This window comes from Microbacterium terrae, from assembly GCF_017831975.1.
GTDB lineage: Bacteria > Actinomycetota > Actinomycetes > Actinomycetales > Microbacteriaceae > Microbacterium > Microbacterium terrae.
Map to the genome: position 1 here is coordinate 3,353,033 of NZ_JAFDSS010000001.1, position 25,817 is coordinate 3,378,849.

At 71.8% G+C, this 25,817-nt stretch carries 23 protein-coding genes; 18 read left to right on the forward strand and 5 right to left on the reverse strand.

Annotated features, from left to right (window positions below; genetic code table 11):
• Nucleotide 1 precedes the first annotated feature (1 nt).
• Genes JOD63_RS15295 through JOD63_RS15305 form a run of 3 tightly spaced genes read left to right on the forward strand, consistent with a single transcriptional unit; the run spans nt 2 to nt 3,560 of the window.
• The gene (locus tag JOD63_RS15295; protein WP_045275082.1) at nt 2-1,162 is read left to right on the forward strand and encodes a thiamine pyrophosphate-dependent enzyme; all 1,161 of its coding nucleotides are present in this window, start codon (nt 2-4) and stop codon (nt 1,160-1,162) included.
• A 56-nt stretch (nt 1,163-1,218) separates the two neighbouring features.
• Nucleotides 1,219-2,184: an alpha-ketoacid dehydrogenase subunit beta gene (locus tag JOD63_RS15300; RefSeq protein ID WP_211088204.1), complete on the forward strand. Its 966-nt coding sequence runs from the start codon at nt 1,219-1,221 to the stop codon at nt 2,182-2,184.
• Between the two features lie 11 nt (nt 2,185-2,195).
• Nucleotides 2,196-3,560, forward strand: coding sequence for a dihydrolipoamide acetyltransferase family protein (locus JOD63_RS15305; RefSeq protein WP_045275084.1), 1,365 nt, complete (start codon nt 2,196-2,198; stop codon nt 3,558-3,560).
• A 114-nt stretch (nt 3,561-3,674) separates the two neighbouring features.
• Here JOD63_RS15305 and JOD63_RS15310 read toward each other — a convergent pair whose 3' ends face one another.
• On the reverse strand, nt 3,675-4,340 hold the full coding sequence (locus tag JOD63_RS15310; protein ID WP_045275085.1) for a hypothetical protein: 666 nt from the start codon (nt 4,338-4,340) through the stop codon (nt 3,675-3,677).
• 116 nt (nt 4,341-4,456) lie between these two features.
• On the opposite strand from JOD63_RS15310, the gene JOD63_RS15315 reads away from it, so the two are divergent.
• Genes JOD63_RS15315 through JOD63_RS15345 form a run of 7 tightly spaced genes read left to right on the forward strand, consistent with a single transcriptional unit; the run spans nt 4,457 to nt 10,839 of the window.
• Entirely contained in the window at nt 4,457-5,503 is a 1,047-nt protein-coding gene (locus JOD63_RS15315) for a metal ABC transporter solute-binding protein, Zn/Mn family (protein WP_045275086.1), read from the forward strand.
• Nucleotides 5,504-5,505: 2 nt separating this feature from the next.
• Complete coding sequence (locus JOD63_RS15320; protein WP_211088205.1) at nt 5,506-6,327, forward strand: metal ABC transporter ATP-binding protein; 822 nt, start codon at nt 5,506-5,508, stop codon at nt 6,325-6,327.
• Nucleotides 6,324-7,193 (forward strand): metal ABC transporter permease, encoded by an 870-nt coding sequence (locus JOD63_RS15325; RefSeq protein ID WP_045275088.1) that lies wholly within the window; start codon nt 6,324-6,326, stop codon nt 7,191-7,193. Before JOD63_RS15320 ends, JOD63_RS15325 begins: the two co-directional genes overlap by 4 nt.
• 10 nt (nt 7,194-7,203) lie before the next feature.
• The gene (locus JOD63_RS15330) at nt 7,204-7,617 is read left to right on the forward strand and encodes a Fur family transcriptional regulator (protein WP_045275089.1); all 414 of its coding nucleotides are present in this window, start codon (nt 7,204-7,206) and stop codon (nt 7,615-7,617) included.
• Nucleotides 7,604-8,629, forward strand: coding sequence for a permease (locus JOD63_RS15335; RefSeq protein ID WP_045275090.1), 1,026 nt, complete (start codon nt 7,604-7,606; stop codon nt 8,627-8,629). Before JOD63_RS15330 ends, JOD63_RS15335 begins: the two co-directional genes overlap by 14 nt.
• Nucleotides 8,622-9,428 (forward strand): TIGR03943 family putative permease subunit, encoded by an 807-nt coding sequence (locus tag JOD63_RS15340; RefSeq protein WP_245243957.1) that lies wholly within the window; start codon nt 8,622-8,624, stop codon nt 9,426-9,428. The genes JOD63_RS15335 and JOD63_RS15340 overlap by 8 nt, the downstream gene beginning before the upstream one ends.
• Entirely contained in the window at nt 9,418-10,839 is a 1,422-nt protein-coding gene (locus JOD63_RS15345) for a hypothetical protein (protein ID WP_045275091.1), read from the forward strand. The genes JOD63_RS15340 and JOD63_RS15345 overlap by 11 nt, the downstream gene beginning before the upstream one ends.
• Here JOD63_RS15345 and JOD63_RS15350 read toward each other — a convergent pair.
• Nucleotides 10,808-12,442, reverse strand: a complete 1,635-nt coding sequence (locus tag JOD63_RS15350) for an MFS transporter (protein WP_045275092.1) — start codon at nt 12,440-12,442, stop codon at nt 10,808-10,810. The two genes, JOD63_RS15345 and JOD63_RS15350, sit on opposite strands and share 32 nt — an antisense overlap.
• 71 nt (nt 12,443-12,513) lie before the next feature.
• Here JOD63_RS15350 and JOD63_RS15355 point away from each other — a divergent pair, with 71 nt between their 5' ends.
• Complete coding sequence (locus JOD63_RS15355; RefSeq protein ID WP_045275093.1) at nt 12,514-13,215, forward strand: DNA-3-methyladenine glycosylase; 702 nt, start codon at nt 12,514-12,516, stop codon at nt 13,213-13,215.
• On the opposite strand, the gene JOD63_RS15360 is transcribed toward JOD63_RS15355, so the two are convergent.
• Nucleotides 13,199-18,028 carry an SCO7613 C-terminal domain-containing membrane protein gene (locus tag JOD63_RS15360; RefSeq protein ID WP_211088136.1) on the reverse strand — a complete coding sequence of 1,610 codons (4,830 nt, stop codon included), beginning with the start codon at nt 18,026-18,028 and terminating at the stop codon, nt 13,199-13,201. The two genes, JOD63_RS15355 and JOD63_RS15360, sit on opposite strands and share 17 nt — an antisense overlap.
• A gap of 348 nt (nt 18,029-18,376) precedes the next feature.
• Between JOD63_RS15360 and rpmB the strand changes: the two genes are divergently transcribed.
• The 4 genes from rpmB to JOD63_RS15380 all read left to right on the forward strand — a co-directional run bounded on the left by rpmB (nt 18,377) and on the right by JOD63_RS15380 (nt 20,280).
• Nucleotides 18,377-18,613 (forward strand): 50S ribosomal protein L28, encoded by a 237-nt coding sequence (rpmB, locus tag JOD63_RS15365; RefSeq protein WP_013584774.1) that lies wholly within the window; start codon nt 18,377-18,379, stop codon nt 18,611-18,613.
• Complete coding sequence (gene rpmG / locus JOD63_RS15370) at nt 18,613-18,783, forward strand: 50S ribosomal protein L33 (protein ID WP_005051772.1); 171 nt, start codon at nt 18,613-18,615, stop codon at nt 18,781-18,783. Before rpmB ends, rpmG begins: the two co-directional genes overlap by 1 nt.
• Nucleotides 18,784-18,787: 4 nt before the next feature.
• Entirely contained in the window at nt 18,788-19,093 is a 306-nt protein-coding gene (gene rpsN, locus JOD63_RS15375) for a 30S ribosomal protein S14 (RefSeq protein WP_045275095.1), read from the forward strand.
• A gap of 101 nt (nt 19,094-19,194) precedes the next feature.
• Nucleotides 19,195-20,280 (forward strand): alpha/beta hydrolase, encoded by a 1,086-nt coding sequence (locus JOD63_RS15380; RefSeq protein WP_045275096.1) that lies wholly within the window; start codon nt 19,195-19,197, stop codon nt 20,278-20,280.
• 159 nt (nt 20,281-20,439) lie between these two features.
• Here the strand turns inward: JOD63_RS15380 and JOD63_RS15385 are convergent, their stop codons facing one another.
• Complete coding sequence (locus JOD63_RS15385) at nt 20,440-21,300, reverse strand: alpha/beta hydrolase (RefSeq protein ID WP_045275097.1); 861 nt, start codon at nt 21,298-21,300, stop codon at nt 20,440-20,442.
• Nucleotides 21,301-21,467: 167 nt separating this feature from the next.
• On the opposite strand from JOD63_RS15385, the gene JOD63_RS15390 reads away from it, so the two are divergent.
• The 3 genes from JOD63_RS15390 (at nt 21,468) to JOD63_RS15400 (ending at nt 24,622) form a co-directional block, all read left to right on the forward strand.
• Nucleotides 21,468-22,031 carry a TetR/AcrR family transcriptional regulator gene (locus JOD63_RS15390; protein ID WP_045275098.1) on the forward strand — a complete coding sequence of 188 codons (564 nt, stop codon included), beginning with the start codon at nt 21,468-21,470 and terminating at the stop codon, nt 22,029-22,031.
• A gap of 144 nt (nt 22,032-22,175) precedes the next feature.
• Nucleotides 22,176-22,547, forward strand: coding sequence for an HU family DNA-binding protein (locus JOD63_RS15395; RefSeq protein ID WP_271180726.1), 372 nt, complete (start codon nt 22,176-22,178; stop codon nt 22,545-22,547).
• A gap of 98 nt (nt 22,548-22,645) precedes the next feature.
• Entirely contained in the window at nt 22,646-24,622 is a 1,977-nt protein-coding gene (locus tag JOD63_RS15400) for a cytochrome c oxidase assembly protein (RefSeq protein ID WP_045275100.1), read from the forward strand.
• A 35-nt stretch (nt 24,623-24,657) separates the two neighbouring features.
• Here JOD63_RS15400 and JOD63_RS15405 read toward each other — a convergent pair whose 3' ends face one another.
• Complete coding sequence (locus JOD63_RS15405) at nt 24,658-25,797, reverse strand: hypothetical protein (protein WP_245617952.1); 1,140 nt, start codon at nt 25,795-25,797, stop codon at nt 24,658-24,660.
• Nucleotides 25,798-25,817 lie beyond the last annotated feature (20 nt).

The window sequence follows — 25,817 nt, forward strand, 5'->3', positions numbered from 1 at the left end:
CATGACCCCGCTCGAAGACACGGCGTCGACCCCGGTGACCGCCGCCGACCCTGCGCTGGTCCGCGTGCTCGACGCGGACGGAGCCTTCGCTCCGACTCCCGCCGCGGAGCCGTATCTCGACCTCGTGGCCTCGCTGAGCGACGCCGACTTCGAGATCTTCTACCGCGACATGGCGGTCATCCGCGCGTTCGACCAGCAGGCGACGAACCTGCAGCGCCAGGGTCAGCTGGCGCTCTGGCCGCCGAGCTACGGGCAGGAGGCCGCGCAGGTCGGCAGTGTGCACGCCGCCCGTACCCAGGATCACCTCTTCCCGTCGTATCGCGAGCACGTCGTCACCCGCGTCCGCGGCGTCGACCCGATCGACATCATCCGCCTCATGCGCGGACTCACCCACGGCGGATGGAACCCGTTCGACCCGAAGAACGGCAACACGCACATCTACACGCTGGTGCTCGGTGCGCAGACGCTGCACGGCACCGGGTTCGGCATGGGGCTCGTCTTCGACGGCCGCTGCGGCACCGGCGACCCCGAGCGCGACGAGGCCGTCATCGTCTACTACGGCGACGGCGCCTCGAGCCAGGGCGACGTGCACGAGGCCATGGTGTTCGCGAACAGCTACCAGACGCCCGAGGTCTTCTTCCTGCAGAACAACCAGTGGGCGATCTCGGTTCCCGTGGCCACGCAGTCGCGCTCGCCGCTGCACCGCCGCGGGGCGGGCTACGGAATGCCGAGCATCCCGATCGACGGCAACGACGTGATCGCGAGCTGGGCGGTCACGCGCCGGGCGCTCGACGAGGCGCGCGCCGGGCACGGCCCCCGTGCGATCGAGGCCCTCACGTACCGGCTCGGCGCGCACACGACGAGCGACGACCCCACGAAGTACCGCACCGGCGACGAGGAGGAGTCGTGGCGCCGCCGCGACCCGATCGCGCGCATGAAGACGTTCCTGCTCGGGCGGGGCGCATCCGAGGCGTTCTTCGCCGACGTCGAGGCGGAGGCGGCCGCCGTCGCCGATGACGTCCGCACCCGGACGAACGCCCTCGGGGGCCTCGAGCGCGGCGACATGTTCGCGCACGTCTACTCCGAGCCCCACCCGCTCGTCGACGAGCAGCGGCGGTGGCTCGACGACTACGAGGCGTCGTTCGAGGGAGGTGCGTCATGACCGATGCGGCCACCGGCATCGCGCCCGCCGCACCGCCGGCATCCACCGTCCAGACGATGCCGTTCAGCCGCGCGATCAACGCCGGCCTCCGCGCCGCGATGACCGCGAGCGACCGCGTGCTGCTGATGGGCGAGGACATCGGCAAGCTCGGCGGCGTCTTCCGCGTGACCGAGGGGCTGCAGGCCGAGTTCGGCGACCGCCGGGTGCTCGACACCCCGCTCGCCGAGTCGGGAATCGTCGGCACGGCGATCGGTCTGGCGATGGCCGGGTTCCGCCCCGTCATCGAGATCCAGTTCGACGGATTCGTCTTCCCCGCGTTCGACCAGATCACCACCCAGCTCGCCAAGATGACCAACCGCCACGAGGGCGCGCTGTCGATGCCGGTCGTCATCCGCATCCCCTACGGCGGTCACATCGGCGCCGTCGAGCACCACCAGGAGAGCCCCGAGGCGTACTTCACGCACACCGCCGGGCTCCGCGTGGTGAGCCCGTCGACGCCGAACGACGGGTACTGGATGATCCAGGACGCCATCGCCTCGAACGACCCGGTGATCTTCCTCGAGCCCAAGGCCAAGTACTGGATGAAGGGCGAGGTCGACACCGCCGCCCGAGCCATCGACCTCCACGCCTCGCGCGTGGTGCGCCGCGGCACCGACGTCACCCTCGTCGGGCACGGCGCCATGGTGACGACGCTGCTGCAGGCCGCAGCGCTCGCCGAGTCGGAGGGCACCAGCTGCGAGGTCATCGACCTGCGGTCGCTGTCGCCGGTCGACTACGCGCCGATCCTCGACTCGGTGCGCCGCACCGGCCGCATGGTCTACGCCCAGGAGGCGCCCGGGTTCACCTCGGTCGGTTCCGAGGTGGCCGCGACCGTCATGGAGCGGGCGTTCTACGCTCTCGAAGCTCCGGTGCTGCGCGTCTCGGGCTTCGACGTGCCGTTCCCGCCCGCCAAGCTCGAGGGTGCGTATCTGCCCGACGCCGACCGCATCCTCGAAGCCGTCGACCGCGCCCTCGCCTACTGAACGGACCACCCATGAGCACTCAGACATTCGTCCTCCCGGACGTCGGCGAAGGACTCACCGAAGCCGAGATCGTGCAGTGGCGCGTCGCCGCAGGCGACACCGTGGGCGTCAACGACGTGCTCGTCGAGATCGAGACGGCGAAGTCGCTCGTCGAGCTTCCGTCGCCGTTCGCGGGCACGGTCGGCGAGCTCCTCGTCGGCGAGGGCACGACGGTCGACGTCGGGGCCCCGATCATCACGATCGAGGCGACGGATGCCGCATCCGCCGGCCCGTCGACGATCGGCCAGACCGAGCACGGCGCGCCCGAGGCCGCCGCAGCCGAGGGCGAAGGTGCGGTGCTGGTCGGCTACGGCACCGGGGGGAGCGTCGCGTCGCGCCGCAAGAAGCCCGCGCCGTCACCGGCCGAGCGCGTGGCATCCTCTGTGGGCGTCGTGGCCAAGCCGCCGATCCGCAAGCTCGCCCGCGACCTCGGCGTCGACCTGTCGGCCGTCACCCCGAGCGGGCCGGCGGGCGAGGTGACCCGCGACGACGTGGTCAAGCACGCGTCGCAGGCCAGCGTCTTCCGCAACCTCGAGACCCCCGAATGGGGTGCTGTGCGCGAAGAGTCGATCCCGGTCTCAGCGCCGGCGCCGGCATCCGTCGCCCCCGCCCAGGCCGCGCCGCCGGCCGCGGACTCGCGCGAGGAGACCATCGCGGTCAAGGGCGTGCGCAAGGCCACCTCGTCGGCCATGGTGCAATCCGCGTACTCGGCGCCGCACGTGTCGGTGTGGACCGACGTCGACGCGACGCGCACGATGGAGCTCGTCAAGCGGCTCAAGGCCTCGCCGGACTTCGCCGATGTGCGCATCTCGCCGCTGCTCATCATGGCCCGCGCCGTGATCTGGGCGGCACGGCGCACGCCGATGGTGAACGCCGCGTGGGTCGACGGCGCCGACGGCGCGGAGATCCGCGTGCGCCGCTACGTGAACCTCGGCATCGCGGCGGCGACGCCCCGCGGCCTCCTCGTGCCGAACATCAAGGACGCCCAGGATCTGTCGATGCGCGACCTCGCCCGCGCGCTCGAGAAGCTCACGCTCACGGCGCGCGAGGGCAAGACCTCGCCCGCCGACCAGCACGGCGGAACGATCACGATCACGAACATCGGCGTGTTCGGGATGGATGCCGGCACGCCGATCATCAACCCCGGTGAGGCGGGCATCGTGGCGATGGGCACGATCCGCCAGAAGCCGTGGGTGGTCGACGGCGAGGTGCGTCCGCGCTTCGTCACGACGGTGTCGGGGTCGTTCGACCACCGCGTGATCGACGGCGACGGCATGTCGCGCTTCATCGCCGACGTGGCGTCGATCCTCGAGGAGCCGGCGCTTCTGCTCGACTGAGATCGCTCCCCGGCCGAGCAGACGGTCGCCGGTGTGCGCGAATCCTGCGGGTGGGCATCAGATCCGCTGCACACCCACAGGATTCGTGCCCAGCCGCGATGCGAGGCGCTCGGCTCAGATCCGTTCGGCGTGACGCAGCAGCGAGTGCGGCGCGATCGAGCGGGGCCGGCGCAGCAGCACCAGCAGCACGATCGCGAGGAGGCCGCCGAGCGTGCCCGCGACGATGTCGCTCATCGTGTCGGCGTTGCCGTTCTGGGCGGTGGTGCCGATGAGGATGTCGCTCGAGTACTCGCTGATCTCCCACGCCGCAGCGAACGCCATCGGCGTCATCTGCACGACCACGAGGGCGAACCACATCGGCAGCGGGTGGCCGACGCGCTCCTCGGCGCGCCGCACCGCCAGCATGCCGAGCCACGCGAGCATGACGCCCGAGTCGAAGTGCACCAGGGTGTCCCACTGCTCGATGTAGCCGTACACGTTCAGTGCGCTGCCGGCGAAGGGGCCGGCGATGATGAAGATGATGTAGTGCAGCTGCAGCGCGCGCGGCAGCGCGGTGCGCAGGATCAGCTCGACGAGGGCCGGCACGAACAGCGACAGCGCGATGAGGCTGCCGAGCCACGGCTTCGCCGGCTCGCTGAACGCCGACACGACGAACCCGACCGCGATGCAGGCCACGACGAACGGCAGGGCGAACAGCGCGGATGCCCGTGCGGTCTGGGCGATCGGCGTGGATGCGCCGGACTGGGCGAAGTCGGGCTCGGCTGCCGGTCGGTCGGTCATCGGCGTTCTCCTCGGGAAGACGGATGCCGCCACAGTAGCGCCGCCGACTCCCGGTGCCGAGGTTGGACGCTCCCATTCGATTCGAGAACGATTATCAATAGCGTTAGTCTGGCTTCATGGTCCCGAAGCACTCCGCCGTCTCCGCGCTCGCCCTCGGCGCAGCATCCGCCCTCGTCCTCACCGGGTGCGCCACGGCGACGGGCACGGCGGCGGAAGACGACGGCCCTATCTCGGTGGTCGCGTCGACCGATGTGTACGGCGACATCGCCGCCACGGTCGGCGGCGACCTGGTCGAGGTGACCTCGATCATCTCGTCGGCGGCGCAGGACCCGCACAGCTACGAGGCGAGTGCGCGCGACCAGCTGACGGTCTCGAAGGCCGACCTCATCATCGAGAACGGCGGAGGCTACGACCCGTTCATCGATGCGCTCATCGACGCGAGCGGGAGCGAGGCGACCGTGCTCACCGCCTCGGAGTTCTCGCACGACTGGCCCGGAGGCGACGCCCACGGCGACTCGGGCGACGAGCACGCGGAAGACGAGCACGCCGACGACGAGCACGCGGAAGACGAGCACGCCGACGACGAGCACGCGGATGATGAGCACGCGGATGATGAGCACGGTCACGACCACGTCGAGGGCTTCAACGAGCACGTCTGGTACGACCCGCACGCCATGGCCGACCTCGCCCTCGGCATCGCGTCGCAGCTCGAGCTGCTGAGCCCCGACGACGCCGACACCTTCGCCGCGAACGCCGAGGCCTTCGTCGCCGATCTCACCGGCCTCGAGGACGAGCTCGACGCGCTCTCCTCCGCCCACGCGGGCGCCGAGGTGTTCCTCACCGAGCCAGTGTCGTTCTACCTCGTCGAGGCGGCGGGTCTCGTCGACGTCACGCCCGCCGACTTCAGCGAGGCCGTCGAGGAGGGGCAGGATGTCGCTCCCGCGACGCTGCTCGAGTCGCTGCACCTCGTCTCCGACGGCCACGTGAGCGTGCTGATCACCAACTCCCAGACCGGCGGCGCCGAGACCGATCAGATGATCGCCGAGGCCGAGGATGCCGGCATCCCCGTGATCGCGTTTTCGGAAACGCTCCCCGAGGGCCAGACTTACATCTCGTGGATGCAGGCGAACATCGAGGCGCTGAGCACGGCGCTGCAGGCGTGACCGTGCCGCCGGCGGGCGGCGAGGCGGCGCTGCGCATCCGCGGTGCCGCCCTGCGGCGCGGCGACCGCGAGCTCTGGGCCGACCTCGACCTCGACGTGCGCCCCGGCGAGCTCATCGCCGTGCTCGGCCCGAGCGGGTCGGGCAAGACCACGCTCCTCCGCTCGATCCTCGGGCTCGAGCCGCTGAGCTCGGGCGAGATCACGGTGCTCGGCGAACCCGTGACCGCCCGCGGAAACCGCCGTGTGGGCTACCTGCCGCAGTCGCGGCCGCTCCCGCCCGACACCGCGCTGCGCGCGCGCGACCTGGTCGCGCTCGGTGTCGACGGTCACCGGTTCGGGCTGCCCATCCCCCGGCGCGGCGACAAGCAGGCGGTCGACGCGCTCATCGACGCGGTGGGCGCGCGGGCGTTCGCCGATACACCCGTCGGCCGACTCTCGGGCGGGGAGCAGCAGCGGCTGCGCGTCGGTCAGGCGCTCGCCGGCGACCCGAAGCTGCTGCTGTGCGACGAGCCGCTCACCAGCCTCGACCTCGCGAACCAACAGGCCGTGATCGGCCTCATCGACCGTCATCGGCGCGAGAAGGGCGCCGCCGTCGTGCTGGTCACCCACGACATCAACCCGCTCCTCGGCAAGGTCGACCGCATCCTGTACCTCGCCGGCGGCCGCTTCACGCTCGGCACCCCGAAGGAGGTGCTCCGCAGCGACGTGCTCACCGACCTGTACGGCGCGCACGTCTTCGTGCTGCGCGCCGGCGACCGGCTCGTCGTCGTCGGCGCGCCCGACGCAGAGGAGTCGCACCACCACCACGACGAGGCCCACGCATGAACTGGAGCGACATCGCCGACGCGATGTTCGGCGGGCTGCCCGTCTACGGCGAGATCCTCGCCCTCGTGTCGAACGCGGTCTGGGCGGGGGCCGTGCTCGGTCTCGTCGGCGGCCTCATCGGGGTTTTCGTCATCCAGCGCGACATGGCGTTCGCCGTGCACGGCATCAGCGAACTCTCGTTCGCCGGCGCCGCCGCGGCGCTCCTCATCGGCGTCGATGTCGTCACCGGGTCGATCGTCGGCTCGCTGATCGCCGCCGCGCTCATCGGGTGGCTGGGCGCCCGCGCGCGCGACCGCAACTCGATCATCGGCGTGCTGATGCCGTTCGGCCTCGGCCTCGGCATCCTGTTCCTCTCGCTGTACCAGGGCCGCAGCGCCAATCGCTTCAGCCTGCTCACCGGGCAGATCGTGTCGGTGCAGTCCGACCAGCTGTGGTGGCTCGTGGGCATCGGCGTGGTCGTGCTCGCCGGCGTCCTCCTCATCTGGAGGCCGCTGCGCTTCGACTCGCTCGACCCCCAGTCCGCCGCCGCCCGCGGCGTTCCCACCACCTGGGTGTCGCTCGGGTTCATGCTGCTGCTCGGCCTCGTGGTCGCCGTCGCGGTGCACATCATCGGAGCGCTCCTCGTGATGGCGCTCCTGGTCACCCCCGCCGCCGCCGCGATGCGCGTGTCGTCGGGCCCGGTGGCGGTACCGGCGCTCGCCGCGGTGTTCGGGTTCGTGTCGGCGGTCGGCGGCATCCTGCTCGCGATCATGGGAACGCTGCCCGTGAGCCCGTACATCACCACCATCTCGTTCGCGATCTACGTCGTCTGCCGGATCGTCGGGGGTCGCCGCGACGCCCGGTGGGCGCACAGCACCCGACGGTAGACTCGCCGCCATGGCCCAGCGCAACACCTGGCAGCGCGAGCGCGTGCGCGAAGCCCTGTCCGAAGCACGGGGCTTCGTGAGCGCGCAGACCCTGCACGCCACGCTCCGCGAAGAGAACACCGGCATCGGGCTCGCCACCGTCTATCGGGCTCTGGCCGGCCTCGCGGCCGGCGGCGAAGCCGACTCGCTGCAGAGCCCCGACGGCGAGAACCTGTTCCGCGCCTGCGCGACCCCGGGGCATCACCACCACCTCATCTGCCGCAACTGCGGGCTGACGGTCGAGATCGCCGCGACCGACGTCGAGCAGTGGGCGCAGCGCACCGCTTCGGCGCACGGCTTCACCCGTGCCGAGCACATCGTCGACATCTTCGGGCTCTGCGCCGCGTGCACGGCGGCCCGGGACACCGAGCGTGCCGCGCACTGAGCCGCGCACCGCTCGGCTCGCCCCGTCGGCGTCCGCGCGCGTGCTCGCGGGGCTGGGGCTCGGTGCAGCCTTCCTCGCGCTCCTGGTGCTGATCGACCTGCTCGCGCCGACGCTCTTCGAAGCCTCGCTCCCCACGCGCGCGCAGGACGGTCTCACCCTCGCGATCAGCGTGCTGATCGAGTCGCTGCCGTTCGTCGCCCTCGGCGTGGTGCTGTCGATCGTCGTGCAGGTGTGGGTGCCGCCCGGCGTGATCGAGCGATGGATGCCGCGCGCGCCCTGGGCGCGCCGCGCCGTTCTGTCGCTGCTCGGCATGGTCGTGCCCGTGTGCGAGTGCGGCAACGTGCCCTTCGCCCGCGGACTCCTCATGCGCGGGTTCTCGGTGCCCGAGACCCTCACCTTCCTGATCGCCGCACCGATCGTGAACCCGATCGTCATCATCACCACCCACCAGGCGTTCGGCTTCGACGACGGCATCCTCATCGCCCGCCTCCTCGGCGGATACGCGATCGCGAACCTCATCGGCTGGCTGTACAGCCGGCATCCGTCGCCCGATGCGCTGCTCACCGACCGGTTCCGCGAGACGTGCGACCTCGTCGTCCACGAGCCGGGCGGCCGCTGGCGCCGCAGCCTCGCGCAGTTCGTCATCGAGCTGCGCGCCGTGATGCCCGCTCTCGTCATCGGCTCGGCGCTCGCCGGCGCCGTGCAGGTGCTCGTGCCGCGCGACGCGCTGCTGGCGATCGGGTCGAACCCGGCGCTGTCGATCGTCGCGATGATCGTGCTCGCGATGGTCGTGTCGATCTGCTCGAACGTCGACTCGTTCTTCGCGCTGTCGTTCGCCTCGACGTTCACGCCCGGGTCGATCGTCGCCTTCCTGCTGGTCGGACCCCTCGTCGACGTGAAGATGCTGGCCCTGCTGCGCACGACGTTCACCACCCGCACGCTGGTAGGCCTCTCGGCCGTCGTGATCCTCGCCGCGTTCGCGATCGGAGCGGCGGTGAACCTCATTGTCTAGTACCTCCTCGAGGGCCGGAGCGATCGGCACCCGGTGGCTGGGCGTCGGTCTCGCGTCGGCGCTCTCGGTCGTGACGCTGGGGCTCGCCGTCACGGGCCGCCTGGGGCTGTACATCAACCCCGATTCGACGTGGTTCGCGGTGTCGATGTCGATCTTCGTGCTCGCCGGAGCCGTCGGCTCGTTCGCGCTGCCGCTCGGCGCCGAGGCCGACCACGGGCACGACCACGGCGACGACCACGCCCCCCACGTCGAGGGCGGGGGGTCGCACGGCGGCGATGACCGCCCGCGCCACGGCCCGTCGGCCTTCGGGCTCGCCGCGACCGTCACGGGCGGCGTCGTCGCTTCGGGAGTGGTCGTCCTCACCCTGGTGCTGCCCCCCGCGTCGCTCTCGGCCGAGCTCGCCATGTCGCGCGATGTGGGGGCGCCGCCGCTGTTCGCGGGGCAGGATGCCGTGACCCTGGCCACGACGGGCGACACGTCGGCCTTCGGAGTCGGCGAGTGGGCGTCGGTGTTCGCGACGACGACCAACCCCGAGGCGTTCGACGGCGATCCCGTGGAGCTCACCGGGTTCGTCACCCCCGGCGACGACGGCGACTTCGACCTGTCGCGGCTCGTGATCACCCACTGCGTGATCGATGCGCAGCCCGCGAGCATCCCCGTGCTCGACGAGTCTCTGCCCGCGACCGGCCAGTGGGTGACGGTGACCGGCACGGTGCGCTCGAGCTCGGACGGGCGCCTCGCGATCGTGGCGACCGGGGTCGAGCAGATCGACGAGCCCGAGGACCCGTATGAGTACTGAGCCGCGCCCGACGCGGCGCACACGCTCCCGGCGCCGACGCGGCCGTGCGTTCGCGGGGGCGTTCGCGATCGTCGTCGGCGTGCTCGCCGTGGTCGGCGTCACCGCGGCCGCCGCGTCGGTGGTGCAGGGCCCGCGGGTCACCGCCACGAACGTCGACCCGGCGGCGGCTGTCGCGGCATCCGGATCACGGGTCAACATCACCCTGTCGCAGTCGCTGGAGGAGGTCGACCCGTCGCAGGTGACGATCACCCCCGCGACGCCCTTCGCCGTCGACACCTCGGGCCGCAGCGTCGGCGTGCGCTTCACCCTGCCCCTGTGGGACGAGACCGACTACACGGTGCGGATCGACGGGCTCCGCGGTCTCGGCGGGGGCCCGGAGGCGACGGCGACCGTGGACTTCACCACGCCGGCGCTGACCGAGTATCTGCTGCAGCGCGGCGACGACGAAGACACCGTGTTCCGCACCGGGATCGACGGCGAGGCCGCGGTGCCGGTCTTCACGCACGCGCACATCGAGGACTTCCGCGCGACGGGATCGCACCTCGTCTTCTCGGTGCGCACCGAGAACGACGAGGCGGCGCTCATCGTGACCGATCGCGACGGGGCGGATGCCCGGGAGCTCGCGCTCCCCGGCGAGGGATTCGTGTCGAATCTGCAGAGCGCGGACCGCGGCGAGATCATCGGGTACACGTTCTCGGATGCCGACCTCGAAGCCGATGGCGCCCGCGAGAGCGTGCTGTATACGGCGTCGCTGCAGGAGTCTGCCGCCGGCGACGATCCGACCCCCGTCGAGATCGAGGGCTCCGACCCCCGCGTGGCGGACTGGCGGTTCGTGCCCGACACCGACAGCGTGCTGCTGCTGTCGTTCGACGGCACCCTGCTCCTCGCGGGTGCGCACGGCGAGGATGCGACAGCGCTCGGGTCGGCACTGGGCATCGACGGCATCGCGCGCGGCTCGTCGCTCGCCGTCGTCGAGCGGCTCGACGGCCTCGGCGTCGTCGACCTCACCACCGGCACGGAGGAGCCGCTGGTCGAACCGGAGGGCGCGACCGGGCCTGCGACATCGGTGACGCCGCTCCCCGACGGCTCCACGATCCGCGCGTCGGCGGTGCTCGAAGACGACGGCAGCCCGACCGGCCGCACGGCGGTCGACCTCGTCGCCGCCGACGGCGGGGTCGTCTCGCTCACCGAGGTCGCCGACACCGACGCCGTGCTGCAGACCTGCGTATCGCCGAGCGCGCGGTACGCCGCGGTGCTCGTCGCGCCCGATGCGATCGGCAACCCCTACGACACCTACTACCTGCCGCTGCCCGAGACGGTGGAGACGCGCATCATCGCGGTCGACGACGCCGAGCAGCTCGTCGCGCTCGCCGGGTCGTCTATCTCGTGGTGCCAGACTCCGCCCCGGTAACCTTCGGCTCGGCCGTCGGCGCGATCGTCGACGGGAGACCGCGCGAGAGCAGCGCACCGAGCACCGTGAGCGCGAACACCAGGAACAGTGCCTGCCGCAGCGAGTCGAGCTGCGTGTCGGCGTAGAGCTGCGCGATCTCGGCGGCGTGCTCGGCCGGCACCCCGGCGTCGGTGAGCGCCTGCTCGGCCTGCTGCTCCGAGACGATCGGCGCACCGGTCTCGACGGCGCTCACCACGTCGGCGCGCACGTCGTCGGGCACGTCGGGGCTCGCCGCGACCGCCCCGGCGAACCCGGTGGTCAGCATGAGGATGAACACCGAGCCGACGATCGCGGTGCCGAACGACGAGCCCAGGTTCTGGAACGTGCCCTGGAGTCCGCCCACCTCGGACGTGTCGTCGTCGGTGACGGCCGACATGTTGACGTTCCCCAGCTGCGACGCGAGCAGACCGAACCCGGCCCCCACGACGAACATGCCCGCCGCGAACAGCCAGCCCGCGAGGTCGGGCTGCACGGCGATGAAGACGAGTGCGAGGCCGCCGGCCATGGTGAGCTGGCCGATGCGGCCGAGGTGACGCGCGGCGTGCACCGTCGACAGCCGCGACCCGAGCATCGAGAAGATGATCAGCCCGACGGAGAGCGGAAGGATCTTCAGCCCGGTCTGCAGCGCGTCGTACCCGAGGATCGTCTGCAGGTACACCGGAACGACGAAGAACAGCGCCGCGATCGCGAAGTACTGCGCCATGAACATGGTCAGGCCGCTGCGCAGCGCGGTGATCCGCAGCAGGCTCACCCGCAGCAGCGGCACGCGACCGGCAGCCTCGAGGTGACGCTGGCGACGGATGAACAGCCACAGCACGAGGATGCCGAGGAGCACCAGGTAGGCGACCGGTGAGATGCCGAACGGTGCGATCGTGACCCCGCCGACGACGGGCGGGTCGAGCGGCACGATCCAGCCCCAGGTCTTGGACTGCAGGATGCCGTAGACGAGCAGCCCCATGCCCGCCGCCGACAGCACCACGCTCAGCAGATCGATGCGCAGCGCGCGGTTGCCCGGCACGTCTTTGATGCGGCCCGAGACGATCAGCACGAGCACCATCACGACGGTCTCGGCGACGAACACGTACCGCCACGAGGCGTAGGTCGTGACGAGCCCGCCGATGAGCGGTCCGGCGGCCGCGGCGAGCCCGGTGATCGCGCCGAGCGCGGCGAAGGCGATCACCCGCTCGCGGCCGGTGTAGTTGATGGCGGCGAGGGCGGCGATGGCCGGGATGACGAGCACTGCGCCGAGGCCCTCGACGAGCGACCAGCCGAGCAGCAGCACGGTGAGGTCGGGGGCGAGCGCCGTGGTGAGCGAGCCGATGCCGTAGATCACCGAGCCGATGCGGAACGCCGTCGACCTGCCCCACTTGTCGCCCAGCTTGCCGCCGGTCAGCATGAACGCGGCCATGGTGAGCGCGTAGAACGTGATCGCCGCCTGCATGCCCGAGATGTCGGTGCCGAGATCCTCGGCGACGGTCGAGATCGACACGTTCATGACCGTGCTGTCGAGCACCATGACGAACTGCGAGACTCCCAGCAGGAGCAGAACGAACCAGCGGCCCATGCGGTCACAGTAGCGCCGCACCTGCGCCGCTGTCTCGCGCTCGGTGTCGCGGCGCGCCGTAGACTCCGGCCATGACCGCACGCGGGCTGCGACGCGCGACGCGCGGGGACCTCGCCCGCCTCCCCCTCGAGGTGGCGCCGCTGCTCCTCGGAGCTCACCTGACCACGATCGTGGGCGGCGACCGGGTGGTCGTCCGGCTCACCGAGGTCGAGGCGTACCACGGCCGCGGCACGGGCGACGTTCCCGACCCGGGATCGCACGCGCGGATGGGACGGACCGCCCGCAACGCCACCATGTGGGGTGAGCCCGGGCACCTCTACGTGTACCTCAGCCACGGCATCCACTCGTGTGTGAACGTCGTGTGCGGGCCGGCGGGCGTCGCGGGCGGTGTGCTGCTGCGCGGCGGTGAGGTGATCGAGGGGCAGGATGCCGCCACCCGGCGCCGCCCGGCCGCGCGCACGCCGCGCGACCTCGCCCGCGGACCGGGTCGGCTCGGAGACGCGGTAGGTCTGCGGCATCCGCGCCATGACGGCATCGACGCGATCACGGGCGACCCGCTCCACGGGGCGGTGGCGCTGCTCGAGCTGTCGGAGCCGGTCGTCGACGTCGCAACGGGGCCGCGCGTCGGGGTGGCCGGCGACGCGGGGACGGATGCCTTCCCCTGGCGCTTCTGGATCGCCGGCGACCCGACCGTGTCGGTGTTCCGCTGGGGGCGCGGAGCGGGCCCGGCCGCCGGACCCGCTCCACGCCCCGGAGTCAGCGCAGGCCCGTGACCGCCGTGACGGCGCCGCGCATCGCGCGCATGTTCTTCTCGTAGCGCGCCGCCAGCGCGATCAGCAGGGCACCGCCGGTGCCCAGCCACAGCCACCACGGCACGGCGGAGTAGTTCGCGCTGATCCACGGCCACAGCTGTGCGAGGGCGTGGAGCAGCACCACGGCCGAGCCGATGACGAGCGGCGCCTGCAGATGCCGGACGGCGCCGACGACGATCAGCGCGACCGCGACGACGCCCAGGCCGACGATGCGCCACAGGTCGCTGCCGGTGAAGTCGTGGAGGAGCGACGGCACAGTGAGCAGCGCCAGACCCGGGCCGAGCGTCGGCCAGGAGCGGGCAGTGCTGTGCAGCTGCAGATGGCGGGCGCCGACGGCGGTGAGCGCGAGTGCCGGTGCGACTGTGAGCACCTCGACCGGGCTCGTGCCGGCGAGGAACAGTGCCGCCGCGGCGAAGAGGACCGCCGACGCGACGGCGGTGCGCAGGAGCGCCTCGCCGACCCGCGCCCGCGCGATGTACCCGATGACCCCGGCGACGCTCAGCACCGCCATCACGATCGCCGCACGCACGGCGCTGTCTCCGCCGGGTGCGAGGAGGAGCGCGAGCTCGGCGGCTGCGAAGACCGCGACGCTCAGCGAGAACCCGATCCGTGCGATGCCGGCGACACGAGCCGACGAGCCGGCGCGGAGAGCCGACACGGTGACGGCCGCGACGATGCCCGCCGCGCACGTCGCCCACACGTCGGGCTCGAGACCGTGCCGCAGCGGGTCGGCGACCGCCACGAAGCGCACGGTGATCGTCGAGAGCGCGACCGCCGTCGCCCCGATCGCGGTGGCCGCAGCCCAGCGCTGCCAGTCGCGCATCCCCAGCACGGCCGCCGCGGCGACGGCGACCGCGGCAGCGACTGCAGCGGTGACCGCGGTGAACGGCGCACCCCCGTCGCCGCGGAGCACGACCGCCGCGACCACCAGGGTGGAGCCCGCCGCCGCGAGGAGCGGCGCCACCGTGGTGCGCTGGTCGAGGCGCATCCAGACGACCACGGCACCGAGCCCGACGGCCCCTGCACCGGCGACGGTCGCCGGGAGCACGGCATCCCAGCCCGGCGCGACGATCACGGCGTGCGCGCCCATCGCCAGGGCGCCGAACACCAGCACCGCCACCGACTGCGCGCGCAGGCGCGAGCATGCGGCGACCTCGATCACCGCGATGCCGAGCGCGGCGAGCAGTCCGCCGGCGATCACGAGCCAGACCCGAGGCCCCTCGAGTGGCGCGATCACGCTCGGTACGATCGCCATCGCGAGTCCGGCGAGCCACGGGGCGGCCTCGCGCGCGGGCCACGGCCGCTCCAGACGGGAGAGTCGCAGCATCGCGAGCGCGGCGCCCGCGAGAAGGGCACCGGCGATCGGGAGGCTGAGGAGCTCGACCGCTCCGTCGACCTGCGGCAGTGCGGCGACCCCGATGGCCGCGGCGCCGGCCACGGAGGTCCAGCGCGCGCCCGCCGCGAGCGGCAGCGCGTCGAGCGCGGCGGCGGCGACGTGCACGGCGAGGAGCAGCGCGAGGGCGGCGGTGATCGTCGCCGCGCCTGCCGTGGTTCCCCATACCCCGCTCGCAGCCAGGGCGACCATCGAGGCGCCGATCGCCAGCGTGATCGGAGGCGCCGTCTGGGCGAACACCTTCTGGGCCGCCGAGCCGTTGCGGGCGAACGGCACTGCAGCGAGCAGGGCGACGGCAGCCGGCACCGCGATCCAGGCGATGGTCGGCTCGCTGATGGGTGTCACGAGCGTGACCGAAGCCATCGCCACGGCGAACAGCGCGACGGTGGCGCCGGTGACGGATGCCGCGACGAGCCGCCGCAGCGGGCTCCAGGCGAGCGCCAGGCAGAGCACCCCGGCGACCGCGACGTAGATGCCGAGGCGCGGCCCCTCGTCACCGGCGCTGCTCGCCGCGGGCACGAACAGCCCGACGCCGAACGAGAGCCCGACCGCGATCGCCGCCTCGAGGTGGCGCCGCAGCCAGGTGAGGGCGCCCGCCCAAACGAGAAGCGCGATCGCCGGAGCGAGCGTGAACGCCTCCACCTGCAGCGCGACACCGTCGCCGAGCGCGATCGCGAGCCACTGCAGCAGCGCGAGCCAGGCGGCACCGATCGCCGCCCAGACGAGGAGGCGCCGCGGAGCCTGCGTCAGCGCGGCCCCTTCGCCCGGTGCGGTCGGGAACCCCGAGACCGCGGCCGCGCGCGGCGCGGCCCAGCCCCGCGTCGCCGAGGCGGCCAGGAGGGCGGCCGTGATCGCCGCCAGCTCCCACGCGACCTGCGGTGTGGACAGTTGCCAGCTCGTGGCGGCGAAGACGGCGACCGTCCCGAGGTCGAGGGCGAGCCGCGCGCGGAGCTCCTCGGTGGAGGGAGCGGTGACGCGCAGGGCGACGATGGCGGCGACTGCGGGGACCGCCGCCGCGGTCACACCGACAGTGAGCGCTGTCGCATCCGTCGCCCCGGCGACTGATGCGATTGCCGCAGCTGCCCCGCCTGCCGCGCCCGCGACGAAGAATGCCGCCGCGATGCGTGCGGACGCGTCGATCCGCGTGCGCCCGATCGCGACCGCGCTGAGCAGCGCCGTGATCAGGATGCCGCGCGCGATCGCCGCCCAGGGCTCGCCGAGGAGCGCCGCGACGGACCCGGTCGGTGCCGGGGGGAGCACGAGAGAGGTCAGCGACACAGCCAGCAGCGCCAACGCGGCAGCCGCGACCGCGGTGCGCACGAGGCGCGCGAGCGGGGCGAAGGCGGCGATGCCGAGCGAGACGAGTGCGATCCACTGCACGAGAGGCAGGGTCGCACCAGGGTCGGCCGTTACGCCCATCGCGGCGGCGATCGCCGCGGGCGCGAGCAGGGCCGACGCCGCGGCCGCTCCGATCGAGGTCACGGCGAGGATCGCTGACGCCGGTGCGGCCGCGCGGGTCACGACCGCGGCGGCGATCGGAACCACCAGGGCGGCGACGACGGCGATCGCCCACAGCCACGGCGTCGCGGTCGCCGCGACGTATGCAGTGATCGTGGCCGCACCCGCGGTGACACCCCAGCCGATGCGCGCGTGCAGGCGGGAGGGACGGCGCGACAGGCCCCAGACCGCCAGAGCGGCGATCACGAGGGCGGAGCCGACCAGCACGATCGGCACTCCCGTGCGCGCGGTCGCCGCGAGGACCAGGGACGCAGCCGCGACGAGACGTGCGTCGCGGACCCGCGGAGCGCCGAGGCCCGGTGCGAGCGCGAAGAGGATCGCGATCGCGGCGGCGACGATCACCGGCAGCGCCGGCGCGAGGACCACGGGCACGAGGGCCGCGGGCACGAGGAAGGGGTCGGTCGCCCACACGTGCCATCCGCCGGCGATCACGGCATACGCCTCCGCGAGCCAGACCGCGAAGACCACCACGGTGCTGAGCGCTGCGACGGATGCCGCCGCGATCGTCGCCGGCGTGAGGATCGGCAGGCGCCGGCGGAGCACGTCGAGGGCGACGGCGACGACGACGGGAAGAAGCGGCGCAAGCAGGAGGGCGTAGACGGGCTCGTCGCTGCGGAGGGCGGCCTGCCATCCCGCTCCGGCGAGCGTGACCGCGCCGACGCTCGAGACCGCACCGACCAGGATGCGCGCGCTCGGCAGCCGCGATGCGTCGCTCGCGCGCACCGACAGCACCGTGTACGCGGCGGCGATGAGGGCGATCGCGACCGCCGACCACAGCGGCACGCTCACCTCGTTCGGCGCGACGGCGACCGAAGCGATCGCCGCGGCTGCCAAGGCGGCGACGCCAGCCCAGGCGAGCACCTCGCGCTCGAGGACGGCATCGCGGCGAGCAGACGACCACGGCGCCGGCAGGGAGTGGGCGAGGCCGCCGACTGCCGCACCGAGGAGCCCGATCAGGAGCGCCTCCCCCGTGGGGAGGGCCACCATGCCGGCGACGATGAGGGCGATGCCGGCGAGCAGGGCGAGGACGGCGGTGAGGTCGGGAGCACGCAGCCCTGAGAGCCGTGCCCAGATCCGGCAGACCACCGCGACGACGATCGCCGAAGCCCCGGCGTAGACGAGCGGGTCGGTTCCGCCCGCGTTGAACAGGTCGTTGGCGCGCACGGCCCAGGCGTCGAGCGCCAGCAGCAGGACGCCAAGCACGGCGAGTGCCTCGGCTGTCGCGGTGAGCTGGCGCCGACGAAGCAGAGACGCGCCGACGATCGTGGCGAGCGTGATTCCGCCGATGATCAGCGCCCGTACCCCGATGCCGGCGACGAACCAGGCGAGCGTCAGGAAGAAGATCGCGGCGATGCCCACGAGCGACACCCCGACGATGAGGAGCACGACCGGGACCGTGAGGCGCCGCTTCTTCGGCGATGGGGTGGCCGACGGCGCCGGCAGCCGGGGCGGGGTCGGCATCACGGCCGGGGCCGGGGTCGATGCGGCGGACGCGTCGACGAGCACCGCGAGCGGGTCGGAGCCCGTCGTGGTGGTGGACACCGTCGGCGCCGCGGCGACGATCGTCTCAGAGCCGTCATCGGCGAACATGCTGTCGGTGGAATGCACCTCGACCGCCGCCGCGACGAGGGCGTCGGAGCGCTGCCGGATGCCGGCGAGCAGGCGGCGGCGCTCCTGCTCGCACGCGAGCATCGTGCGTCCGAGCTCGAGCACGCGCGGGGCCTCCTCGTCGACCACCAGCAGGCCGCACGCGGAGCACGTTGCGCCGGTGAGCCCGCTGAAGCACCACGGGCAGTGGTGCGGGTCGGCGAGCAGTTCCGCCGACGACGGCCAAGACGATGGTGTGTGGGGTGACGACGACATGACGACCTCGACTTCCTCGCGATGATCCGCGACCTGCCGGAATGCTGGCATCGCTGCTGCGCCCGCGGCGAAGTTCTGTGGACCGCCCACAACGGACCGGGGTTGCACCACGGTATCGACGGTGGCCGATCTCACGACGCATGAACGCCTCGGAATACGCTGCGGCGGCCGGTGGAGTCGGGGTGGGGTGATCGGCGTGCTAGACTGACTCTTTGTCTGCGCGCACTCCAGCACGCAGTTCGCTCCCCACATCACATCTCGGCCGGAATCGGCCGGATTTCGTGCGGGGTGCAGACAAGGGATCTTGGGTGGGGCCGTCCGGCCTCACGGTACTAAGGAGACATCACTATGGCAGCAGTGTGCCAGGTGACTGGAGCAGTTCCCGGCTTCGGTCACAACATCTCGCACTCGCACCGCCGGACGAAGCGCCGCTTCGACCCGAACGTGCAGAAGAAGACCTACTTCGTTCCGTCGCTGGGTCGCAACATCAAGCTGAACGTTTCGGCCAAGGGCATCAAGGTCATCGACGCTCGCGGCATCGAGGCGGTCGTGCGTGACCTCCAGGCGAAGGGTGTGAAGCTCTAATGGCCAAGAAGGCACAGGACGTCCGTCCGATCATCAAGCTGCGTTCGACCGCGGGCACCGGTTACACCTACGTGACCCGCAAGAACCGCCGCAACAACCCCGACCGCATCGTGCTCAAGAAGTACGACCCGGTCATCCGCAAGCACGTCGAATTCCGAGAGGAGCGCTGATCCCATGGCTAAGAAGAGCAAGATCGCGCGCAACGAGCAGCGCAAGGTTGTCGTCGACCGCTACGCCGCGAAGCGCGCCGAGCTGAAGAAGGCGCTCGTGTCGCCGACCTCGACCGACGAGGAGCGCGAGGCCGCTCGCGTGGGCCTGCAGAAGCTGCCCCGCAACGCGTCGCCCGTGCGCCTGCGCAACCGCGATGTCATCGACGGTCGCCCCCGTGGCCACCTGTCGAAGTTCGGCATCTCGCGCGTTCGCTTCCGCGACATGGCCCACCGTGGCGAGCTGCCCGGTGTGACCAAGTCGAGCTGGTAAGCCCGCACCGCAGCACAGCACAGAAGGCCCGGAGATCCTCGGATCTCCGGGCCTTCTGCATGCCCCTACACTCGGAATCCCGACCTGCAGAGGAGTGCCGGATGCCGCTGGACCCGTTCTTCGCGGAGCGACTGCGCGTGCACCGGCGCTACATGTTCGACCAGGTGATCACGGGGGCGCGGGTACGGGCGGCATCCCTCTGGCCCTTCCGCAGACCCGGCGCCGGCGAGAACGTGACACGGTCGCTCACCCCCTCTTCGGGCGCTGCAGGCGACGGCCTCGCACCTCACGCCCGCGCTCGGGCGAAGCACCGTCGCGCCGCGCTCGGCTGGGACCGCACGCAGCTGCGCGAACACGGCATCGCGGGGCCAGACGTGCGCACGAGCGAGCACCGCATCGAGGTCGACGGCGTCGTGCCCTTCCGGGTGCGGGTCTACCACCCGGCTGGGGCCGATCGCGGCCCGGTGCCGGCCGTGCTGTCGTTCTTCGGCGGAGCTTTCCGCATCGGCGGGATCGACTACCCGTCGACGGATGCCGCTCATCGGCGCCGCGCGGCCGACGCGGGAGTGGCTGTGGTCGCCGTGGACTACGCCCTCGCCCCCGAGCACCGCTACCCGGTCCAGATCGAGCAGGGGTACGCGGCGCTGCGGTGGCTCTTCGCGCAGGCGGAATCTCTCGGCGTCGACCCGGAGCGCATCGGCGTGGCCGGCACCTCCGCGGGCGCGAACATCGCCGCCGTGGTCACCCTGCTGCAGCGCGATCGGGGCGGACCCGCGCTCCGGCTGCAGGTCCTCGAGGTGCCCGTGGTCGACCTCACGGGGCGGCACCTCGACCTCGGCGCGACGCGTGCCCTCGGCATCCCGAGCGTCCTGGCGCTGCGCGAGCTCCGCTCCATCGCCCGCACCTACCTCGCCGAGGAGCGGCATGCCCGCGACGCGTACGCCTCGCCGCTGCGGGCTGAGACTCACGCGGGGCTGCCGCCGGCGGTGATCCTGACAGCCGAGTACGATCCGCTGCGCCGTGACGGCGATGCGTACGGCGGGGCGCTGCGCGACGCAGGCGTCGAGGCGAGCGTCGTGCGCTATCAGGGCGGCACGCACGACACGGCGCTGTTCGGCCGGTCGCTCGCCTCAGCCCGGCGCTGGCACGATGACGTCGTGAGCGCGCTGCGGCGTCTGCACGACTGACCGGCACGACGAAGGCCCGGAGCGCTCGCGCGCTCCGGGCCTGGCCGCCCACCGCGGACACCGGGCCGAGCTCACTCGGCCGTCGAGGCGCCCGGCAGCGGGCCGGGAGCCTCGACGACGGAGTGGGTCACGCCGGTGCCGCAGGGGCGGGGCATCCGTCTACTTGCTGGCCTCGGTCTCGGCAGCCGGCGCGGCGGCGGTCTCGGTGACCGCGTGGTCGGTCGCCCACGCGAGGGCGTAGTCGGCGATCTCCTCCCAGCCGTCCTGGCTCACCAGGCGGTGGGTGCGGCCCGCATACTCCTTGTACTCCACGATGGCGGGGCTGCCCGTCGCCCGGTACTTCTTCACGACGGCCTTGCCGATCGCCGGCGGCACGACGTGGTCCTTGTCGCCGGTGATGATGAGGAGCGGGGCGCGGTCGTTGCGGCCGTAGTCGACGTGCGTCACGCCGCCCTTCTCATTGAAGGCCGAGGCGACGCCTTCGAAGAAGACCCGGTTGTACGAGTTGACGGCGAACTCCTCCCAGAGTTCGTCCGACGCCGCACGCGGCAGGTCGTTGCCGAACGTGAAGTGGAAGTGGCGCTTGCTCAGCGGCTTCGCTCCGTTCTTGCCGAACGGGTTGGCGAGGATGGGCGTGCCCGTCCAGAGGGTCGACAGCGGAAGCGTCGTGACGCCCGCAGTCTGACCCGGGGCGACACCGACGTAGGCGACGCCGAGGCCGCGGTCGGCGAGCATCTGGGTGAGCACTCCCCCGAAGGAGTGGCCGATGATGATCGGCTTCTCGGGGAGTTCGCGGATGATGCGCTCGTAGTTGTCGGCGATCTGCTTGAGCCCGACGCCCTTGAGCGCCTCGGGGTTGGAGCGGATGTCTGCCACGGTGCGGTCGTCGATGCCGGGCCAGCCGGGGACGATCACCGGGTGGCCGGCGGCGCGGAAGCGCTCGGCCCAGGTGTCCCAGCTCGTGGGGGTCATCCAGAGGCCGTTGATGAGGACGATGGGGGTCTTTGTCGTGGTGTTCATGTCGATCTCCTTGTGGGTGTCGCGGGGGTTGCGGTGGTGGTGTCGCTGGTTCCGGAGACCTGCCGCCTCCGGTGATGTATCCTGATGGTAGATCGAACGTTCTATCTACACAAGAGTATTCCCAAAGAATCTCCAGAACGCCGGATACGCGTCAGGATGGAGGAACCATGAGCACCACCGCAACAGCTCGGCAGCGTCTTCTGCAGGCGGCGACCGATCTCTTCTACAGCGAGGGGATCCATTCGGTCGGAGTGGACCGGATCATCGAATCGGCGGGAGTGACCCGCGCCACGATGTACAAGCAGTTCGCCGGCAAGGAGGGGCTGGTACTCGCCTACCTGCAGGGCGAGGACGACGGGCTGCGGGCTCTCTTCGCACAGGCCGCACAGGCCTCGGACGACCCCGATGTGCTCCTCGACCTCGTGGTGGAGGGTGTCGCGGCAGATATCCGCGAGCGCCATACCCGCGGCTGCCCCTTCATCAACGCGGCGGCCGAGTACCCCGATGCGGGGCCGGTGCGCGACCTCATCGCCGACCATCGCGAGTGGTTCCGCAGCACCCTCGAGCACCTCGCCGCGGCCGCCGGGCTGGCGGAGCCGGCCGAGGTCGCGGCATCCCTCGTGCTGCTCCGCGACGCCGCGCTCGTGGGCGGCTATCTCGACGGTCAGGACCGCGTCGCGCCGGCCTTCGCACGCACCGCGCGCGGCGTGATCGCAGCGCATCGAGCCTGACGCGCGGCCGTCGCCTCGGCCGCCTCAGACGTCACTTCCGTCACAGATCTGGGCCCGGATCGGGCCGACACGCCGATGCGAATGCCCGAAAGGCCCGAAAATCCGCGGATTTCCGCCAGATCGTGGCTATAGTCGAGGCGGTCGATCCGACCAGCCGGGGGGCGAACGCCATCCGGTCCGAGCAATGAAGAAGGACGCGGATCCCGCGCCCTTTGGAGGACAAACCCCATGGCCGACAAGTCCATCACCAAGACCGAACTCGTCGCGAGCATCGCGAGCGCGACCGGGCAGAGCCAGGCCGCTGTGTCGGGTGTGCTCGACTCCCTCTTCGCCACCGTCTCGGAGGCGGTCGCCAAGGGCAGCAAGGTCTCGATCCCCGGTTGGATCTCGTTCGAGCAGGTCGCCACGTCGGCCCGCACCGGCCGCAACCCGCAGACGGGCGCCGAGATCAAGATCCCCGCGGGCAAGCGTGTCAAGGTGACCGCCGGTTCGAAGCTGAAGGCCGCCGTCAAGTAAGACCCTGGTCTTTCGAGGAGGGATGCCGCGCACTGCGGCATCCCTCCTCTGCTTTGCGCCGTGAGCCGCCCGCGCGAGGGCCACGTAGGCTGGAACCCGTGAACTCGCGCGCGCTGCGGGCCGCCGGGCCCACGATCCTCGCGGTGGCGGCGCTCGCGACCCTCGTCTGGGCTCTCGCTTCTGGCGGCGGCGCCGAGCCCCTCGCCATCGGTGACCCTGGCCCCCTCGTGCGGTGGGGCCTTCCCACGGCGAAGCTGTTCGTCAACCTGTCGGCGGCCGGAATGGTCGGCGTGCTGGTCACCGCGCTGTTCAGCCTGCAGGCGGGCGAGCGTGAGTTCGACATCGCGCTGGACGCGGCATCCGTCTCGGCAGCCGTCTTCACCGTCGCCGCCGCCGCGACCGGTTTCCTCACCTTCCTCGACGCGTTCAACCCGCAGGTGTCGCTCGGACCCGAGTTCGGCGCGCAGCTCGGGCGCTACCTCGTCGAGACCGAGTCCGGCCGCACCTGGCTGATCACCACGATCGCCGGTGCCGCCCTCACCGTGCTCACGTTCGCCGTGCGGTCGTGGACGGCGACGCTGTTCGTCGCGATCCTCGCGGTGGCAGCCCTCGTGCCCATGGGTACGCAGGGCCACTCCGGCGAGGAGGCGAATCACAACGAGGCGATCCTCGCTCTCGTGCTGCACATCATCGGTGCCGCCGTGTGGGTCGGCGGGCTCATCCTCCTCGTGCTGGTGCGCCCGGTGCTCAAGAGCGCACGCATGGCCGACGTGCTGGCCCGGTACTCGAGCATCGCGCTGGTCGCCTTCGTCGTGGTCGCCCTGTCGGGCACGGTGCGCGCCGTCATCGGTCTGCAGACCTGGGATGCCCTGTTCTCGGCGTACGGGCTGATCCTCACGGTGAAGGTGGTCGCGCTCCTCGCGGTGGGGCTCCTCGGCGCCGTCTACCGCCGGCGACTCATCGGCCGCTACCGCGACGAAGCGAAGCGGCGAACCTTCTGGACGCTCATCGCGCTGGAGTTCGCGCTGATGGGCGTTGCGAGCGGTGCGGCGGCCGCCCTGGCACGCACTCCCCCGCCCGTCGCGGCGACCCTCCCCGGCACGCTCACTCCGGCCGAAGTGCTGACCGGCGCGCTGCTGCCGCCCGAGATCACTCCGATCGCGTGGCTCACCGCCTGGAACATCGACCTGGTGTGGGCGTTCGCGGTCGGGTTCGGCGCGTTCTTCTACGCCGCCGGCGTCTGGCGCCTGCGCCGCAGAGGCGACGCGTGGCCGATCTATCGCACCGTGCTGTGGCTGTGCGGGCTCGCCGGGCTGCTCTGGGTCACCGGCGGCGTCGTCAACGTGTACCAGGACTACCTCTTCAGCATGCACATGGTCGGTCACATGCTGCTGACCATGGCCATCCCGGTGATGCTCGTCGCCGGTGCGCCGGTCACCCTCGCGGCGCGCGCCATCCGCAAGCGCGACGACGGCACGCGCGGTGGGCGCGAGTGGATCCTCTGGGCCGTGCACTCCCCGGTCGCCCGCGTGCTCACGAACCCGTTCGTCGCCGCCGGTATCTTCATCGGGTCGCTGTGGATCTTCTACTACACCGACCTCTTCCGCTGGTCGCTCTACGACCACCTCGGGCACGAGTGGATGACCGCCCACTTCCTCATCTCGGGCTACCTGTTCGTCCTCACCCTGATCGGCATCGACCCGGTGCCCTACCGCCTCCCCTACCCCGGGCGCCTGCTCCTGCTCATCGGCATCATGGCCATGCACGCCTTCTTCGGCATCGCCATCATGATGCAGGAGGGGCTGATGGTCGCCGAGTGGTTCGGGTCGATGGGGCGCACCTGGGGGGCGACACCCCTCGAAGACCAGTACACCGGCGGCGGCATCGCCTGGTCGGTGGGCGAGATCCCCACGCTCATCCTCGCGATCACCGTGGCGATCCAGTGGAGCCGCACGGATGCGCGCGCGCAGAAGCGCAGCGACCGGCACGCCGACCGCACCGGCGACGCCGAGCTCGAGGAGTACAACCGGCAGCTCGCCGCCCTCGCCGAGCGCGACGCCCGCAGCGGCGCCTGACGCCGCTCAGGCGGTGCGCCCGCCCGACCGCGGGCTCAGGTCGTGTCGGTGCCGCCGACGACGATCGAGACGCTGCCGTCGGGCAGGATCGTGATCTGGCCGGTGAGCACGAACGGCACATCCTCGCTCACCGACGTGATGGTGCCGTCGTACAGCGACTGCACGTCGACGTCGATGTGCGCCAGACCCTCGGTCGGCGGGATGCGCCACCCGTCGCCGTCGGCCTCGAGCGCGATGGTCGGCTGCTCGATGATCGACCACCGCGGCAGCGACACGATGCGGTCCTGCACGATGTACCCGAACGGGCAGGCGGTCGGCTGCAGCACCTGCTGCGTCGCGCACTCGGTGAGGAACTCGTCGACGCGCACCTGCACCGTGTCGGCGAACTCCGGGGTGGGGTTCGCGGTGAGGGAGACGGGGATGCCGCGCAGCGGGCTGTCGGAGAGCACGGCGACACCCGAGGTGACGGCGATCGGGGTGTTGACCGACACCGAGTACAGGCCGGGCGAGAACGCGAGCAGCGGCAGGGCGGCCAGCGGGTCGGCGTCCGCGCCGTCGGGCGAGACCTGCACCTTCTCGATGTCGAAGCCGTTCACCGTGAAGCTCGGAGACCCGTCGACCACCAGCTCGATCACCGCGAGCGGGCTCTTCGCGAACGCCCACGTGGGTGCGAAGCCGATCGTTCCGCTCTGTGCGACGTCGAAGCTCGTCTTCCCGGCGACTCCGCCCGCGGTGTACGACATCGTCACCCGCGCGGTGTCGCCGTCGCGCTCTTCGGAGATCACCTCGATGTCGGTGAGGCTCGACAGCGCCGTGCTCCGCAGAAGGGCGTCCGATGCGTAATCGTCGAGCCCCGCTGCGGCGAGGTCGACCGAGTCGACGGCGACGCCGGGCACCGCGAGCGCGTCGGCCGCGCGCCCGTCGGCCAGGAGCCCGAGGTACTGCTCCACGAACGCGCTCGGGCTGTAGAACACCCGCTGGACGGCGCCGAACGCCGCCCACACAGCGGCCACCAGCATCACGCCGACTGCAGCGAGGACGAGCAGGTCGGCCGCGAGTCGACGGCGACGCCGGTCGGGCGGGCGGATCATCGCGGGCGTCTCCCGGGGCGCGCTTTCGACGGTCGGGGGCGAGGCGGCGCCGCCGACCGTGGTGGCGCGTGCCCCCTGGTCCACACGCCCAGTCTAGGAAGACC

Excerpts from the sequence above, each read along its gene's own strand:
- JOD63_RS15380 (WP_045275096.1), top strand. The coding sequence starts at position 19,195 with ATGCCGCTGGACCCGTTCTTCGCGGAGCGACTGCGCGTGCACCGGCGC.
- JOD63_RS15360 (WP_211088136.1), bottom strand. The coding sequence starts at position 18,028 with ATGTCGTCGTCACCCCACACACCATCGTCTTGGCCGTCGTCGGCGGAA.
- rpmG (WP_005051772.1), top strand. The coding sequence starts at position 18,613 with ATGGCCAAGAAGGCACAGGACGTCCGTCCGATCATCAAGCTGCGTTCG.
- JOD63_RS15385 (WP_045275097.1), bottom strand. The coding sequence starts at position 21,300 with ATGAACACCACGACAAAGACCCCCATCGTCCTCATCAACGGCCTCTGG.
- JOD63_RS15315 (WP_045275086.1), top strand. The coding sequence starts at position 4,457 with ATGGTCCCGAAGCACTCCGCCGTCTCCGCGCTCGCCCTCGGCGCAGCA.
- JOD63_RS15325 (WP_045275088.1), top strand. The coding sequence starts at position 6,324 with ATGAACTGGAGCGACATCGCCGACGCGATGTTCGGCGGGCTGCCCGTC.
- JOD63_RS15330 (WP_045275089.1), top strand. The coding sequence starts at position 7,204 with ATGGCCCAGCGCAACACCTGGCAGCGCGAGCGCGTGCGCGAAGCCCTG.
- JOD63_RS15345 (WP_045275091.1), top strand. The coding sequence starts at position 9,418 with ATGAGTACTGAGCCGCGCCCGACGCGGCGCACACGCTCCCGGCGCCGA.
- JOD63_RS15390 (WP_045275098.1), top strand. The coding sequence starts at position 21,468 with ATGAGCACCACCGCAACAGCTCGGCAGCGTCTTCTGCAGGCGGCGACC.
- JOD63_RS15310 (WP_045275085.1), bottom strand. The coding sequence starts at position 4,340 with ATGACCGACCGACCGGCAGCCGAGCCCGACTTCGCCCAGTCCGGCGCA.
- JOD63_RS15305 (WP_045275084.1), top strand. The coding sequence starts at position 2,196 with ATGAGCACTCAGACATTCGTCCTCCCGGACGTCGGCGAAGGACTCACC.
- JOD63_RS15355 (WP_045275093.1), top strand. The coding sequence starts at position 12,514 with ATGACCGCACGCGGGCTGCGACGCGCGACGCGCGGGGACCTCGCCCGC.
- JOD63_RS15295 (WP_045275082.1), top strand. The coding sequence starts at position 2 with ATGACCCCGCTCGAAGACACGGCGTCGACCCCGGTGACCGCCGCCGAC.
- JOD63_RS15350 (WP_045275092.1), bottom strand. The coding sequence starts at position 12,442 with ATGGGCCGCTGGTTCGTTCTGCTCCTGCTGGGAGTCTCGCAGTTCGTC.
- JOD63_RS15300 (WP_211088204.1), top strand. The coding sequence starts at position 1,219 with ATGCCGTTCAGCCGCGCGATCAACGCCGGCCTCCGCGCCGCGATGACC.
- rpmB (WP_013584774.1), top strand. The coding sequence starts at position 18,377 with ATGGCAGCAGTGTGCCAGGTGACTGGAGCAGTTCCCGGCTTCGGTCAC.
- rpsN (WP_045275095.1), top strand. The coding sequence starts at position 18,788 with ATGGCTAAGAAGAGCAAGATCGCGCGCAACGAGCAGCGCAAGGTTGTC.